The sequence below is a fragment of the Streptomyces sp. NBC_01520 genome (assembly GCF_045040375.1).
Taxonomy (GTDB): Bacteria; Actinomycetota; Actinomycetes; order Streptomycetales; family Streptomycetaceae; genus Streptomyces.
In genome coordinates, this window is record NZ_CP109404.1 from 2,793,161 (window position 1) to 2,808,830 (window position 15,670).

Sequence of the window (15,670 nt, forward strand, 5' to 3'; positions counted from 1 at the left end):
GAAATCCGGTTCCGGAAGGTCTCAGTGATGTTTCCCACCGTTTTGATCGATCATTTTTCCGCGAAGTCTTCGCCCGGCCCGCCACGAAGCCGGAAATCCAGTGCCGTACAGCGTCTGCCTGCGGAAACCGTGCGTACCGCCTGACCGATGGCCTTGCGTGAACCCACCAGTACAACAAGCTTCTTGGCCCTGGTCACAGCCGTGTACAGCAGGTTCCGCTGCAGCATCATCCACGCGCTCGTGGTGACGGGGATGACGACGGCCGGGTATTCGCTGCCCTGGGAGCGGTGGATCGTCATCGCGTAGGCGTGGGCGAGCTCGTCGAGCTCGTCGAAGTCGTACACGATCTCCTCGTCCTCGTCCGTGAGGACGGTGAGCTTCTGCTCGTCCGTGTCGAGGGCGGTGACGACTCCGACCGTGCCGTTGAAGACGCCGTTCTCCCCCTTGTCGTAGTTGTTGCGGATCTGGGTGACCTTGTCGCCGACCCGGAAGACCCGGCCGCCGAAACGCTTCTCGGGCAGGTCGGGGCGGCCGGGGGTGATGGCCTGCTGGAGGAGGCCGTTGAGATGACCGGCGCCTGCCGGACCGCGGTGCATGGGGGCGAGAACCTGCACGTCACGGCGGGGGTTCAGGCCGAATTTGGCGGGGATGCGACGGGCCGCGACGTCCACGGCGAGCACCCCGGCGTCCTCCGTCTCGTCCTCCACGAAGAGGAAGAAGTCGCTCAGCCCCTGGGTGAGCGGCGGGACCCCCGAGTTGATCCGGTGGGCGTTGGTGACGACTCCGGACTGCTGGGCCTGGCGGAAGATCGTGGTCAGCCGGACCGCCGGCACCGGGCCGCCGTCGGCGAGCAGGTCCCGCAGCACCTCCCCCGCGCCGACCGAGGGAAGCTGGTCGACGTCGCCCACGAGCAGGAGGTGGGCACCGGGTGCCACCGCCTTGACGAGTTTGTTGGCGAGCAGCAGGTCGAGCATCGACGCCTCGTCGACGACGACCAGGTCGGCGTCCAGCGGCCGTTCCCGGTCGTAGGCCGCGTCCCCGCCCGGCTTCAGCTCCAGCAGCCGGTGCACGGTGGACGCCTCGGCGCCGGTCAGCTCCGAGAGCCGCTTCGCCGCCCGCCCGGTGGGTGCGGCCAGCACCACCTTCGCGTTCTTGGCACGGGCCAGCTCGACGACGGACCGGACCGTGAACGACTTGCCGCAGCCGGGACCGCCCGTGAGGACGGCGACCTTCCGGCTGAGCGCGAGCCGGACGGCCGCCTCCTGCTCGGGGGCGAGGGTGGCTCCCGTACGCCGCGCGAGCCAGGCCAGCACCTTGTCCCATGCGACGTCCTGGAAGGCCGGCATGCGGTCCTCCGGCGTACGCAGCAGGCGCTGCACCTGGGCGGCGAGGGAGATCTCGGCGCGATGGAACGGCACCAGGTACACGGCGGTGACGGGCTGCCCGTCCTCGGGCCCCGGCACCTTCTCCCGTACGACGCCCTCGGGGTCCTCGGCGAGTTCGGCCAGGCAGTCGATGACGAGGCCGGTGTCCACCTGGAGGAGCTTCACCGCGTCCGCGATCAGCCGCTCCTCGGGCAGGAAGCAGTGCCCCTGGTCGGTGGACTGGGACAGCGCGTACTGCAGCCCGGCCTTGACCCGCTCCGGGCTGTCGTGCGGAATGCCGACGGCCTGGGCGATGCGGTCGGCGGTGAGGAAGCCGATGCCCCAGACGTCGGCGGCCAGCCGGTAGGGCTGGTTCTTCACGACGGAGATCGAGGCGTCCTCGTACTTCTTGTAGATGCGGACGGCGATGGACGTGGAGACGCCCACGGTCTGGAGGAAGACCATGACCTCCTTGATCGCCTTCTGCTCCTCCCAGGCCGCGGCGATCATCTTCGTCCGCTTCGGGCCCAGGCCGGGCACCTCGACGAGCCTCTTGGGCTGCTGCTCGATGATGTCCAGGGTGTCGACGCCGAAGTACGTGGTGATGCGGTCGGCCATGACGGGACCGATGCCCTTGATCAGGCCCGATCCGAGGTAGCGGCGGATGCCCTGGATCGTGGCGGGGAGGATCGTCGTGTAGTTCTCGACGGTGAACTGCTTCCCGAACTGTGGATGGGAGCCCCAACGCCCCTCCATCCGCAGGGACTCGCCCGGCTGCGCACCGAGCAGCGAACCGACGACGGTGAGCAGGTCGTTCATCCCGCGCCCGGTGTCGACGCGGGCCACGGTGTAGCCGTTCTCCTCGTTGGCGTAGGTGATCCGCTCCAGGACGCCTTCGAGTACGGCCATGTTGGGCACGGTGGACATGAAGTGACGGTACCGGTCGGCACCGACATCACGCGGGCGAGGGCGTCGGCCGCTCGGCGGCGACGGGCGGAGCCGGCCGCACGGCCGTGGCGGAGGCGGCCCACTCCGCATACCTTCGGCCGCATGGCTGACGAATGCTTCGCGCACCCCCGGCTCGCCGCGGTCTACGACCCGCTCGACCCCGATCGCGGTGACCTCGACGCCTACCTGCTGATGGCCGAGGAGTTCGGGGCGCGCCGGGTGCTGGACATCGGGTGCGGGACCGGGGTGTTCGCCCTCCTGCTGGCCGAGCGCGGTGTGGAGGCCGTCGGCGTCGATCCCGCCCGCGCGTCGCTGCGCCGGATGCGGGACGAGCCAGCCGACTCCCCCCGCTTCGGCAAGCACTTCCTCTGGTCCGCCCTGTTCCAGAACCCGCTCCCCGGAGCCGTTTGAGAGTCGCTGCGGAGTTACGGACGGGAAACGGCACCATATGTCCGATACGGGCGTCCGTAACTCCCCAACGACCTTCCCAGCAGCCCTCAGTCGATGACCGCGGTGGCTTCGATCTCGACCAGGTGCTCGGGGACGTCCAGTGCCGCGACGCCCAGCAGCGTGGCGGGCGGTACGGGGGTGATGCCCAGCTTCGCGGACGCCCGGGAGATCCCCTCCAGGAGCAGGGGCATCTTGTCGGACGTCCAGTCGACGACGTGGACGGTCAGTTTCGCCACGTCCTCGAAGGTGCCGCCGATTCCGGCGAGGGCGGTGCCGATGTTGAGGTAGCACCGCTCGACCTGGGCGGCCAGGTCGCCTTCCCCGACGGTGGTTCCGTCGGCGTCCCAGGCGACCTGCCCGGCGATGAAGACCAGCTTCGTCCCGGTCGCGACCGACACCTGTCGGTAGACGTCGATCTCCGGCAGCCCCGTGGGGTTCGTCAGGGTGATGGCCATGCCGTCCGCCTCCTTGTCACGCGGGCCCCAGCGGCCTGCGCGTGCTCTCTTGTGGTTACTCAGGAACCGTAGGAGAGTGTGGGCTGACGTGGAAGAACGCACTTTTCAGTGACTGGGGAACCTGATGGTTACCAAGCAGTTCAAGGGCTCGCCCGAGGCCCAGGCAGATTTGAGGCGCGCGGACTCCCTGGCGCGGGAGATCTTCTCGGACGTCGCCGACAAGTGGGCGCTCCTGATCATCGAGGCACTGGGCGACCGCACCCTGCGCTTCGGTGAGGTGCGGGGCGAGGTCGAGGGCATCAGCCACAAGATGCTCACCCAGAACCTGCGCATGCTGGAGCGCAACGGCCTGGTCGAGCGGACCGTGTACCCCACGGTCCCGCCGAAGGTCGAGTACACGCTGACCGAGCCGGGTCAGGGGCTGCGGAAGACGGTCGACGTGATGTGCGACTGGACCCACCGGCACATCGGCCACATCGAGGCGGCTCGGAGCGAATTCGACGGCTGACGGGTGGTGCGCACAGACCGGGAAAGCGGTCGCGGCCCCGGGCGGTGCGGCATGGGCCTGGACCGGGCGGGCGCCGCGGGGCTGATCCGCCCCCGCCACGCCGCGCACTTGCGTGTCGTACGAGTCCGGGTGTCCTGAAATCCGTTCGTTCGCCGGGCCGTTGCTCGTCGAGAATGCGCCCATGACACTCGCCGGAACACTTGCGCGCGTCGACGCGGACCTGGCCGTCGGACGGATACCCGTGGCACGGCAGCGGCTGCGTGGGCTGGTCTCGTCCTTCCCCCGCGAGCAGGCGCCGCGTCGGCGCCTGGCGGAGGTCTACCGGCTGTACGGCGAGGATGCCGAGGCCGGGCGCTGGATGTACCTGGAGGAGGACCGCACTCCGCAGGAGACGGCCGCCTTCGAGGAGCGGTACGCCGATCCGGTGCGCAGGATGAGGGCGCTGGCCTGGCGCGGCCCGGAGACCGCGGCCGATTCCGCCTTCGCCGCGCAGCAGTTGGCATCCCTGCGCATCGCTGCGAGCGCCGCCCTCGGCCGGTCCGTCGACTGGGACACGCACCTGGACCCTTCCGGCGGCGAGCCGGGGAAGAGCTCGTTCACCGAGTCCGTCGCGAAGGTGGGATGCCTGGTCCTCGTGCTCGCGTTCTGCTCGATCTGGGTGAACGGTCTCGTCGACCTGTTCGACTGAGGCGTGGTGGTCAGGTGAGGCGTGGTGGTCAGGTGAGGCGGGTGGTCAGGGGTTGCCGATCTCCGTGTTCGGCTGCCCCAGGAAGCGGAATGGGGCCCGGCCACCAGGCCGGACCCCCCTCGCTTTCCCCCTCCGTCGGGCTTCCCGATCCCCCCGGACCCCTCCCCGGAAGTCCCGACGCCGAGTACGACAGGGCATGGTGCGAAATGGTTGTACGCCTTGACGCTCTCTTTACCCGTGCCTGTCGGCAGGACTCTCAGCAGGCATGTTCCAGGTAGCGGGACGCGACTTCGGCCAGTACGTCGGTGCCGTCACGGGCCCACAGGTCCTCGTTGAAGATCTCGACCTCGATCGGTCCGTCGAAGCCGGCCGCCTCGACCTGGCGGCGCATCGTACGGAAGTCCACGCTGCCGTCGCCCAGTTGACCCCGGCCCACCAGAACTCCCGCCGGGAGCGGGGTGATCCAGTCGGCGAGCTGGAAGGAGTGGATCCGGCCGCCCGCGCCCGCCCGGGCGATCTGTGCGGGCGCCTGGTCGTCCCACCAGATGTGGTAGGCGTCGACGACCACGCCGACCTGCTCCGCGGGGAAGCGTTCCGCGAGGTCGAGGGCCTGGGCCAGGGTGGAGACGACGCAGCGGTCCGAGGCGAACATCGGGTGCAGCGGCTCGATCGCGAGACGGATGCCGCGCTCCGCGGCGTACGGTGCCAGTTCCGCCAGTGCGTCGGCGATGCGCTCCCGGGCGGCGTGCAGGTCCTTCTCGCCGGGCGGGAGGCCGCCGGAGACCAGGACGAGGGTGTCGGTGTTCACGCCCGCCGCCTCGTCGACCGCCGCACGGTTGTCGTCCAGTGCCCGGGCGCGTTCCGCGGGGTCGGTCGCGGTGAGGAAGCCGCCGCGGCAGAGGCTGGTGACGGTGAGGCCGGCGTCCTTCATCAGCTGCCCCGCGCGCTCGATGCCGTACTCCTGCACCGGGGCGCGCCACAGGCCGACGTTGCCGATGCCCTCCTTGGCGCAGCCCTCGACGAGCTCCGGCAGGGACAGCTGCCGGACCGTCTCCTGGTTGATGGACAGACGGGACAGGTCGGTGCTCATCGGCTTCCTCCGTGGACGGTCAGCAGGGCGCGCATCCGGGACTCGGCCAGCTGGGGGTCCGGGAACAGGCCCAGCCGGTCCGCCAGTTCGTACGCCTTCGCCAGGTGCGGCAGCGAGCGAGCGGACTGCAGGCCGCCGACCATCGTGAAGTGCTCCTGGTGGCCCGCCAGCCAGGCGAGGAGGACCACGCCCGTCTTGTAGTAGCGCGTCGGCGCCTGGAAGAGGTGACGGGACAGCTCGACGGTGGGGTCGAGGAGGGCGCGGAAGCCGTCCACGTCACCGGTGTCCAGTACCCGGACCGCGTGGGCGGCCAGCGGGCCCAGCGGGTCGAAGATGCCGAGCAGGGCGTGGCTGAAGCCCCGGTCGTCGCCCGCGATCAGCTCGGGGTAGTTGAAGTCGTCGCCGGTGTAGCAGCGCACCCCGCCGGGCAGCCTGCGGCGTACGTCGATCTCGCGTTCGGCGTCCAGGAGCGACATCTTGATGCCGTCGACCTTGTCCGGGTGCTCCGCGATGACCTTCAGGAAGGTGTCGGTGGCGGCGTCGAGGTCCGGGGAACCCCAGTAGCCCTCCAGCGCGGGGTCGAACATCGGTCCGAGCCAGTGCAGGACGACCGGTTCGGTGGCCTGGCGCAGGAGATGGGCGTACGTCTCCAGGTAGTCCTCGGGGCCCTTCGCCGCGGCGGCCAGCGCGCGGGAAGCCATCAGGATGGCCTGGGCGCCGCTCTCCTCGACGAGGGCCAGTTGCTCCTCGTACGCCGCACGCACCTCTGCGAGCGTCGCGGGGCCGGTGAGCTGGTCGGTGCCGACACCGCAGGCGATCCTGCCGCCGACGGACTTCGCCTCGGCGGACGACCGGCGGATCAGCTCCGCGGCGCCCGCCCAGTCGAGGCCCATGCCGCGCTGCGCGGTGTCCATGGCCTCCGCGACGCCCAGGCCGTGCGACCAGAGGTGGCGGCGGAAGGCGAGGGTGGCGTCCCAGTCGACGACGGCGGGAGCGTCGGGGCTCACGTCGGCGTACGGGTCGGCGACGACGTGGGCTGCGGAGAAGACCGTACGGGAGGCGAGCGCGGCGCTGCCCGGTGCGAGGTCGAGCGGGGTGGTGCGGGGCTCGTAGGGCCCCTGCGGGAGGTGGATGGTCACAGGCTCAGCTCCGGTACGTCGAAGCGGCGGCCCTCGGCGGAGGACTTGAGGCCGAGCTCGGCGAGCTGGACACCGCGCGCGCCGGCCATCAGGTCCCAGCTGTAGGGCTCGTCGAGGACGATGTGGCGCAGGAAGAGCTCCCACTGGGCCTTGAAGCCGTTGTCGAAGACGGCGTTGTCGGGGACTTCCTGCCACTGGTCGCGGAACGGCTCGGTGACCGGCAGGTCGGGGTTCCAGACGGGCTTGGGTGTGGCCGAGCGGTGCTGGACGCGGCAGTTGCGCAGTCCGGCGACGGCGGAGCCGTGGGTGCCGTCGACCTGGAACTCGACGAGCTCGTCGCGGTTGACGCGGACCGCCCAGGAGGAGTTGATCTGGGCGACGGCGCCGCCCGCCAGCTGGAAGGTGCCGTACGCGGCGTCGTCGGCGGTGGCGGCGTAGGGCTTGCCCTGCTCGTCCCAGCGCTGCGGGATGTGTGTCTGCACGTGCGCGGACACGCTCGTGACCTGGCCGAACAGCTCGTGCAGGACGTACTCCCAGTGCGGGAACATGTCGACGACGATGCCGCCGCCGTCCTCCGCGCGGTAGTTCCAGGACGGCCGCTGGGCGTCCTGCCAGTCGCCCTCGAAGACCCAGTAGCCGAACTCCCCGCGCACGGAGAGGATCTCGCCGAAGAAGCCGCCGTCGATGAGGCGCTTCAGCTTCAGCAGGCCCGGCAGGAAGATCTTGTCCTGGACGACGCCGTGCTTGATTCCGGCGTCGCGGGCGAGGCGGGCGAGTTCGAGCGCGCCCTCGACGTCCGTGGCGGTGGGCTTCTCGGTGTAGATGTGCTTGCCCGCCGCGATCGCCTTCTTGATCGCGTCGACGCGGGCGGAGGTGACCTGGGCGTCGAAGTAGATGTCGATCGACTCGTCGGCGAGCACCGCGTCGAGGTCGGTCGACCACTCGGTCAGACCGTGCTGTGCGGCGAGCGCCTCCAGCGCGTGGGCGCGGCGGCCGACGAGGACGGGCTCGGGCCACAGCACCTCGCCGTCGCCGAGGTCGAGGCCGCCCTGCTCGCGGATCGCGAGGATCGAGCGCACCAGGTGCTGCCGGTATCCCATGCGTCCCGTGACGCCGTTCATGGCGATGCGCACTGTCCTGCGTGTCACGAAAGTTCCCTCCATACAGCCGTAGCAAGCGCTTTCTATTCGGTATGACGCTAGCCTGCCGACAGCGGCCCGGACAAGAGGGGCCGCTCCACAACTCCTCGGAGGACAGCGATGACAGTCACCCTGGCGGACGTGGCGGCCCGCGCCCGGGTGTCCCCGGCCACCGTGTCCCGTGTGCTGAACGGCAACTATCCGGTCGCCGCGTCCACCCGGGACCGGGTCCTGCGCGCGGTGGACGATCTGGACTACGTGCTGAACGGCCCGGCCAGCTCCCTCGCCGCCGCCACGTCCGACCTCGTCGGGATCCTCGTCAACGACATCGCCGACCCGTTCTTCGGAATCATGGCGGGCGCCGCGCAGAGCGAGATCGGCGGTCCCGGGGACGGCTCCGGCCGTGGGGGCGGCGAGAAGCTCGCCGTCGTGTGCAACACCGGGGGCTCCCCCGAGCGTGAGCTCACCTATCTCACGCTGCTCCAGCGCCAGCGTGCCGCGGCCGTCGTCCTCACCGGTGGCGCGCTGGAGGATCCCGCCCATCAGGCCGCCATGGCCGCGAAGTTGGCGAAGCTCGCGGACGCGGGCACCCGGATCGTCTTCTGCGGGCGTCCGCCGCTGCCGGACACGGACGCGGTCGTGGCCGCGCTGGCCTTCGACAACCGGGGCGGCGGCCGGTGCCTCACCGAACACCTGCTGGAGCTCGGCCACCGGCGGATCGGTTACGTCGCGGGCCCGCTGGAACGCACCACGACCCGGCACCGCCTGGAGGGCCACCGTGAGGCGATGAAGGCGGCGGGGCTGTACGCGGACGAGGAGAACCTCACCGTGCACGGCCCGTACGACCGGCGCTCCGGCTACGACGCGACGCTCGAACTCCTGCGCCGCGCACCGGAGGTGACGGCGGTCGTCGCCGCGAACGACACCGTGGCGCTGGGTGCCGGTGCGGCGATCCGGGACCGCGGGCTGCGCATCCCGGAGGACGTGTCGGTGGCCGGTTTCGACGACCTGCCGTTCTCCGTGGACGCGGTGCCGGCCCTGACGACCGTACGGCTGCCGCTGTTCGAGGCGGGCGCGCGGGCGGGGCGGCTGGCCATGGGCAAGGAGACACCGCCGCCGGGGGGCATCGCGACGATCGAGGCGGAACTGATGGTGCGGGGGTCCACGGCTCCGCCCCGGGGGTGAACCATCCGTCGCTGCGATGGATGTGACGGTACGTCCGCTCAGGGAGCACCTGCGTCTCCGTCGCCCACGCACCCTAAAGATGGGGGCGACTCCCCCATGCGCCGGGCCCGCTCCCGCCCCCAGGATGGGGTGCGGGAGGACCGGTAGGCCTCCCCGGGCCAGGGGGGTGTGTGCGGTGGCGCAGAAGGATCCGAACGGCAGAGCGAACCCGATCGCCTCTCTTCCTGATGTGCCGGCCGGGCGCGCGAGTGCCGTCGGCGCGGAACAGCACGCGCCGGACGCCTCCGGCCTTCTCGGTCCCCGGGGGCACGGCGGCGATCCGTGGTGGTTGTCCGGTGTCGTCGGGCAGCGGCCCGCCGAGGAGCCCGACTGGGCGGTGTTCGTCCGGGACGTGGTGGCGGACGCACCGCGCGACGTGGTGGTCCCGGACCGGGAGTACCCGGGGCTGACCGGCTTCGAGCTGGTCGTGGCACCGTTCGCGGCACGGGCGGCCCACCGGGTGGCGGGACAGGTGGCCGGGCAGACCTGGGGCGGGAGCGCGGGCGGGCCGGTCACGCCCGAAGTCGACGCGTCCGGGCCCGTGATGTGCTCCGCCGCCGTGCTGGACGACTTCCGGTGCCATCTGGCCCCTCGCCTGGCCCGGCTCGCGGCCCGGACGCTGGTGCTGGAGCTGCACGAGGCACGGCGGGACGGCCGGCTCGGCGGGGACGGGACGCGGGAGCGGTTCCGGGACTTCCTCCGGCTGACGGCACGCCGGTCCGGTCTCGCCTCGCTCGTCACCCGGTATCCCGTGCTGGCCCGGATCATGGCGCGGGCGAGCATGAACGCGGCCGAGGCGTTCGCGGAGATGCTGGGGAGGCTCGCGGCCGACCGGGAGCTGCTGCGGGCCTCCGGGGTGCTGGGCGACCGGGGCGCCGGGGCCCTCGGTGACCGGGAGCCCGGGGGGCCGACCGGGGTCGAGGCCGGAGCGGGTGACAGTCACCGCGGGGGCAGGTCGGTGATGCTGCTGCGGTTCGGCGACGGCTCCCGGCTGGTGTACAAGCCGCGCCCGCTCGCCGCCCACCAGCACTTCAACACCCTGGTCGAATGGTTCAACTCACTGCCCGCGACGCCCGGTCTGCGGACCCCGAGGGTGCTGGACCGGGGTGCGTACGGCTGGGTCGAGTTCGTCGAGGAGCGGCCCTGCGAGTCGACGGAGGAGACCACCCGCTTCTACCGGCGTCAGGGCGCCCTGCTGGCGCTCCTGCACATGCTGGACGGCACCGACCTGCACCACGAGAACCTGATCGCCTGCGGCCCGCACCCCGTCCTGGTCGATGTGGAGACCCTGTTCCATCCGCCGCTGGTCCCGGCCCGGTCCTCCGATCCGGCCGCTCGGGCGCTGCACGCCTCGGTGCACCGCGTCGGGCTGCTGCCCCAGTTACTCGTCGGGGACACGACCGCGCTCGACATGTCCGCGATCGGCGGCGGCCGGGCGGGCCACTCCCCCATCGAGACGGCGGGCTGGGCGGCGGCGGGGACGGACGGGATGCGGCTGGTCCGGAAGGCCGGCCGGTTCACCGAGTCGGCCAACCGGCCCCGGCTCGGCGGGATTCCGGCCGACCCCTCCTCGTTCACCGAGGCCCTGTGCGACGGATTCCGGGCGGGTTACACGGCCGTCAGTGAAGCCCGGAGTGAACTCCTGGGCGAGAAGGGGTTGTTGCGCCTCTTCGCCGGGGACGAGATACGTGTCGTGCCCCGGCCGACCTGGACGTACACCACCCTGCTGGACGAGTCCACCCACCCCGATCTGATGCGGGACGCCGCCGAACGGCACCGGATCTTCGCGCTGCTGCGGACCCCGTCCCTGGGCAGCACCGCGCTGCCGGGGCTGGAGGACGAGGAGATCGCGGAGCTGTGGCACGGGGACGTACCGGTGTTCGCCGCCAGGCCGGACTCCACGGACCTGTGGAGCGGTACCGGACGCCGGGTCCCGGGTCCCGAGGCCGCCACCGGGCTGGCGCGGGTCGAGGCGAAGGTGCGCGCCCTGGACACCGTGGACCGGCAGGACCAGGAGCGCGTCATCCGCGCCGCCATGGTCAGCACCTCCCCCGAGCCCGCGCACCGGGCAGGTACCGGCCTCCGGCCGCTGACCGTGGCCACCGCGCCGGAACCGGAGCGCCTGCTCTCCGCCGCGCGGTCGGTGGGGGACCAGCTCGTCTCGCTGGCCTACCACCACGGGGGCCGCACCAACTGGATCGGCCTGGAACTGCTCGGCGAACGCTACTGGCGGCTCACCCCGATGGCGGCGGACCTCGCGGGCGGCTACACGGGACCGGCGCTCTTCCTGGCCCAACTGGCGTCCCTGACCGGGGTGTCGCGGTATGCCGAAGCGGCCCGCGAGGCGCTGGCCCCCGTCCCCGGGCTGCTGGACGCCCTCCATGAGCGGGTGGACGACCTCGGGCTGCTCGGTTCGGGTGCCTTCGCCGGACTCGGTGGTATCGCGTACGCGCTGACCGAGGTGGGAGTCCTGCTGGACGACCGCCAGGTGCTGGACTGGGCGGGACCGGCCACCCGGCTGTGCTGCGCGGCGGGTCCGGCGGAGGCCGGGTACGGGGTGCGCGGCGGTGCGGCGGGCGGGCTGGTGTCGCTGCTCGCGGTGCACCGGGCCACCGGCCGGGCCGAGGCCTGGCGGGGCGCCGAGCGGTGCGCGGAGCGGATCGCGGCGGCGCCGCTCCCGGAAGCCGGGGGCTTCGCCGAAGGAGCCGCGGGCATCGGCTGGGCACTGCTGCGCTTCGCCGGAGCGGAAGCCGAGGCCGAAGCGGAGGGGCAGGCGGAGGCCGCAGCCCGAGCCGGGTCCGGGGCAAGGAACGAACGCGACCCCGCACCCGCCCCCGGAGCGTCCCGTCACCGCGCCGCCGGCCTGCACGCCCTGCGTCGCGCGGTCTCCGGCGCGGGCGGCGGGCAGGCCTGGTGCGACGGTGCGGCCGGGATCGCGCTCGCGGTCGCCGACAGCCCCGACGCGCTGGCCGATCCGGAGCTGTCCGGCTGGCTCGCCGCCCGGGCCGGCGAGCTGGCGGAGGCACCACCGCCGGCCAACGACAGCCTCTGCCACGGCGAGCTGGGTGTGCTGGAGCTCCTCGGCCACGGCGCCCTGCCGGGCGTCCGCGCCCACTGGGTGCGCCGGACCGGAACACTCCTGGCCGCCGCCGACCGGGCGGGACCGCACTGCGGGACGCCCGGGCACGTACCTCATCCCGGGCTGCTCACCGGCCTTGCGGGAATAGGACACGGGCTGCTGCGGGCGGGATTCCCCGACCGGATCGGCCCGGCACTGCTCATGCGCCCCTCCACCGGGGCCACCACGGGGACGACGTCCCCTTCCACCCTCCGTTGTCGACCAGTCAGATGAGGCAGAGATGATGACGCAGATCAGCGAAACGGCCATGCAGGCAGCCGTCACGGCGCACGAGGGTGCCCCCGAGCACCCCGCGGGACAGATATCCCTCGGACACGGCGGAGCGCTGGGCCTGCGCAGCAGGCTCCTGAGCGTTTCGGAGGGCGACATCGGCTACTCCCACGACCTGCCGTGGACGACCATGACGAACCCGTTGTGACCACATCGCCCGATATCGCACCGTAATCCACCGAATGTGGTCTCTGCCGCACGCTCTGCCGCTCCAGTAGCCTGCGGCCATGCGAGCCACTTCGCCGGTCACCGTCGGACGAGACGATGAGATCGGCCTGCTGAGCAGCGCCCTGGACGCCGCACAACGGCGTTCGGGGCGCGCGCTGTTCCTCCTGGGTGAAGCGGGCATCGGCAAGTCCCGGCTGGTGGGCGAATGCGCCTACCGCGCCTACGGGTCGGGCATGCCGGTGCTGCGCGGGCGGGCCAGCTCGACCGGTCTCGTCGTACCGTACCGCCCGCTGGTGGAGGCGCTCTCGTCCCACTTCCGGGCGGCCGGGACACCCACCGATCCGGAACTGGCGCCGTACCACCCGGCGTTGGCGAGGCTGGTGCCGGAGTGGCGGCGCGATTCGTCCCCGGGCTATCCGGAGACGGTGGTCGAGCTCGCGGAGGCGCTGCTGCGGCTGCTGTCCGTGCTGGGCAGGGACAGGGGCTGCGTGATCCTGCTGGAGGACCTGCACGACTCCGACACGGAGACCGTCGCGGTCGTCGAGTACGTCATCGACAATCTGGCCGACCTGCCGATCCTGCTGCTGGGCACCCTGCGGCCGGAGGCGGGGGCCGCGCTGGACCTCGTACGCTCCGCCGAGCAGCGTCACACGGCGGTGGTGCGGGAGTTGCGGGCGCTCGGCGACGAACAGGTGCGGCTGCTGACCGGGGCCTGCTTGGAGACCCCGCCGGAGCGGATACCGCCCGTGGTCCAGCGGCGGCTGGCCGAACGCGCCGCGGGCAACCCGTACCTGGTGGAGCTGCTGCTCGCCGATCTGCTCGACACCGGCCAGTTACGCGCGGCCGACGACGGCTGGGAAGCCGTGGACCAGCCGGACGGCGCCCTGCCGTCCGGGATCCTGCGGAGCTGGGCCCGCAGGCTCGACCGGCTGGAAGAGCCGGTGCGGGACCTGCTGCTGACGGCGGCGACCCTGGGCAGCCAGTTCTCGGTGACCGTGCTGCAGACCGTCACCGGTTTCGAGGACCGGGCCCTGTTCACCCACCTGAGATCCGCCGTCGAGGCAGGCGTGATCGCCCCCGACGGTGCGGCCCCCGACCGCTACACCTTCCGGCACGCGCTCACCGCCGAGGCGCTGGTCTCCTCGCTGGCCCCCGCCGAACGTGCCGCCCTCGCCCGCCGTGCCGCCGCGGCCGTCGAACACTCGGGTCAGCCTCTGGACGAGGACAGACAGCAGCTCGTCGCGTCCCTGGAACTGGCGGCGGGCAACCGTACGGGAGCGGCCCTCCAGTTCGCGGAGGCCGGAAGACGGATGCTCGCTTCGGGGTCCCACGGTTCGGCCGTGGTGCTGCTGGAGCGGGCGCACTCCCTGGCCGCCGAGTCCGACCGGGCCGCCATCGCCGAGGGTCTTGCCGTGGCCCGTGCGGAGAGCGGGGATCTGGACGGCGCCCTGGCGCTGACGGACGGGCTGCCGCCGGTGCCGGCGCGTTCCGAGGCCGCCGCCCGGCGGGGCGACGCACACATCAAGATCGCCTGGGTGGCGGTGATGGCGGAGCGGGCCGCCGACGCGGCCCGCCAGATCGGCGCGGCGCACGCTCTGCTCGGCCCGGAGCCTTCCCCGGCCCGGCGCGCGGCGCTCGTCGTCGTCGACGGCCATCTGTCGCTGCTCCCCGGTGAGGACCGCGGGGATCCCGGGGAGGCCGAGCGGGCGGCCCTCTCCGCCGCGGAGACCGCCGAGGCCGAGGGCCTTCCCGTAGTCGCCTGTCAGGCCTGGCAGTTGCTGGCGCTGCTGTCCCGGGAGAAGGGTTTCGACGCGGCCGACGCGTGTCTGGAACGGATGCTCACCCTGTCCACCGAGCACTCCCTGCCCCTGTGGCGGGTGGAGGCGCTGGTGCGGCTGGGTGCGAACAGCTTCATGCGGACCGGTGACGCGGCCCGGCTGCACTCCGCGCGGGCGGCGGCCACGGAGCTGGGCGCGCTGCTGCTGACCCGGACGGTCGACGGACTCCTCGCGATGAACGCGGTGATGTGCGCCCGGTGGGGCGAGGCGCAGGAGATCATCGACCGCTCGGCGGAGGCCAGCGCCCGGGTCGGCAACCTGTCGGCGCACCGCTATCTGCTGCTGGCCGGGGCGACGATGGCCGCGCATCGCGGCCGCCGGCGCGAGATGGACCGGGCTCTCACCGCGTTCCGCCGGGCGGGCGGGGAGCAGTCCCTGCTGGTGCCCCTGCGCCTGGGGCTCTGCCGTGCGATCGGCGCGCTGCTGGACGAGGACCGGGGCCGCGCCCTGTCGGACCTGGACGCCGCGCTGACGTGGGAGAGCGACCACCCCAGCTACTTCTACCTGAGCGGCCGTTACGGGCTGCGCCCGCTGCTGCGGGTGCTGGCGGGCGAGGCGGACCGGCGGGAGTACGACGCCGTGACGGCCTCGCCGGGTGCCTGCCTGGCCTGGAACAGGCAGTTCCTGGATCTGGCGGAGGCCGTGCTGCTGGGCCGGGACGGCGACCGTGCCGGTGCGGCCCGGCTGGTGGCCGCCTTCGACGCACGGTCGGCGGAGTTCCCGGTGGCCCGCCACCTCGGCCTGCGGCTGGTCGCTGACGCCGCCCGTGCCGACGGCTGGGGGGAGCCGGTGGCCTGGCTGCGTACCGCCGAGGAGTTCTTCTACGGGGCCGGGGTGCAGCCGGTGGCGGCCGCGTGCCGGGCCGCCCTGCGGCAGGCGGGGGCGAGCGTCACCCAGCACCGCGGTGGCCGGGACCGGATCCCCTCGTCGCTGCGCACCAACGGGGTGACGCCACGCGAGTACGAGGTGTTCGTGCTGCTGGCCGACCGGCCGGGCAACCAGCAGATAGCGCGCCGGCTGTCCATCTCGCCCCGCACGGTGGAGAAGCACATGGCCAGTCTGCTCAGCAAGACCGGGCGGGCGAACCGGGCCGCCCTGTGCGAGTACGCCGCCGAGTACGCGGTCGAGCCCGCCTGAAGTCCCCCGGGCCGGGGTCTGCTGCCCGGGGGATGGGGGGAGGCCACGGCAACATGGGGGCACGGGCCGTTTTGGGTCGGGTGCGCCCCCGGAAGATGCGGGTGGATCACCGA

At 72.4% G+C, this 15,670-nt stretch carries 11 protein-coding genes and 1 pseudogene; 7 read left to right on the forward strand and 5 right to left on the reverse strand.

Annotation, left to right across the window (positions count from 1 at the left end; translation table 11 throughout):
* Positions 1-50: 50 nt before the first annotated feature.
* A complete protein-coding gene (locus OG524_RS12600) occupies positions 51-2,282 on the reverse strand; it encodes an ATP-dependent RecD-like DNA helicase (RefSeq protein ID WP_405812453.1) in 2,232 nt (743 codons plus the stop codon).
* A 132-nt stretch (positions 2,283-2,414) separates the two neighbouring features.
* On the opposite strand from OG524_RS12600, the pseudogene OG524_RS12605 reads away from it, so the two are divergent.
* Positions 2,415-2,648 (forward strand): annotated as a pseudogene (locus OG524_RS12605) (class I SAM-dependent methyltransferase); the annotation flags it as partial.
* A gap of 161 nt (positions 2,649-2,809) precedes the next feature.
* On the opposite strand, the gene OG524_RS12610 reads toward OG524_RS12605, so the two are convergent.
* On the reverse strand, positions 2,810-3,217 hold the full coding sequence (locus OG524_RS12610) for a RidA family protein (protein WP_405810240.1): 408 nt from the start codon (positions 3,215-3,217) through the stop codon (positions 2,810-2,812).
* Between the two features lie 124 nt (positions 3,218-3,341).
* On the opposite strand from OG524_RS12610, the gene OG524_RS12615 reads away from it, so the two are divergent.
* Complete coding sequence (locus OG524_RS12615; RefSeq protein ID WP_405390759.1) at positions 3,342-3,725, forward strand: winged helix-turn-helix transcriptional regulator; 384 nt, start codon at positions 3,342-3,344, stop codon at positions 3,723-3,725.
* Between the two features lie 181 nt (positions 3,726-3,906).
* Positions 3,907-4,413, forward strand: coding sequence for a DUF6584 family protein (locus OG524_RS12620; RefSeq protein ID WP_405810242.1), 507 nt, complete (start codon positions 3,907-3,909; stop codon positions 4,411-4,413).
* Between the two features lie 256 nt (positions 4,414-4,669).
* Here OG524_RS12620 and OG524_RS12625 read toward each other — a convergent pair whose 3' ends face one another.
* From OG524_RS12625 to OG524_RS12635, 3 genes are read right to left on the reverse strand one after another with little or no spacing between them, the layout of a single operon-like run.
* Positions 4,670-5,503, reverse strand: coding sequence for a sugar phosphate isomerase/epimerase family protein (locus OG524_RS12625; RefSeq protein WP_405390757.1), 834 nt, complete (start codon positions 5,501-5,503; stop codon positions 4,670-4,672).
* Positions 5,500-6,642 carry a dihydrodipicolinate synthase family protein gene (locus tag OG524_RS12630; protein WP_405390756.1) on the reverse strand — a complete coding sequence of 381 codons (1,143 nt, stop codon included), beginning with the start codon at positions 6,640-6,642 and terminating at the stop codon, positions 5,500-5,502. Before OG524_RS12630 ends, OG524_RS12625 begins: the two co-directional genes overlap by 4 nt.
* Positions 6,639-7,790 carry a Gfo/Idh/MocA family protein gene (locus OG524_RS12635; RefSeq protein ID WP_405390755.1) on the reverse strand — a complete coding sequence of 384 codons (1,152 nt, stop codon included), beginning with the start codon at positions 7,788-7,790 and terminating at the stop codon, positions 6,639-6,641. Before OG524_RS12635 ends, OG524_RS12630 begins: the two co-directional genes overlap by 4 nt.
* Positions 7,791-7,901: 111 nt before the next feature.
* Here OG524_RS12635 and OG524_RS12640 point away from each other — a divergent pair, with 111 nt between their 5' ends.
* The 4 genes from OG524_RS12640 to OG524_RS12655 all read left to right on the forward strand — a co-directional run bounded on the left by OG524_RS12640 (position 7,902) and on the right by OG524_RS12655 (position 15,557).
* Complete coding sequence (locus OG524_RS12640) at positions 7,902-8,966, forward strand: LacI family DNA-binding transcriptional regulator (protein WP_405390754.1); 1,065 nt, start codon at positions 7,902-7,904, stop codon at positions 8,964-8,966.
* 211 nt (positions 8,967-9,177) lie between these two features.
* The gene (locus OG524_RS12645; RefSeq protein ID WP_405393217.1) at positions 9,178-12,357 is read left to right on the forward strand and encodes a type 2 lanthipeptide synthetase LanM family protein; all 3,180 of its coding nucleotides are present in this window, start codon (positions 9,178-9,180) and stop codon (positions 12,355-12,357) included.
* A 10-nt stretch (positions 12,358-12,367) separates the two neighbouring features.
* Positions 12,368-12,562 (forward strand): hypothetical protein, encoded by a 195-nt coding sequence (locus tag OG524_RS12650; protein ID WP_405393215.1) that lies wholly within the window; start codon positions 12,368-12,370, stop codon positions 12,560-12,562.
* Between the two features lie 79 nt (positions 12,563-12,641).
* Positions 12,642-15,557 (forward strand): AAA family ATPase, encoded by a 2,916-nt coding sequence (locus tag OG524_RS12655; protein ID WP_405390753.1) that lies wholly within the window; start codon positions 12,642-12,644, stop codon positions 15,555-15,557.
* Positions 15,558-15,670 lie beyond the last annotated feature (113 nt).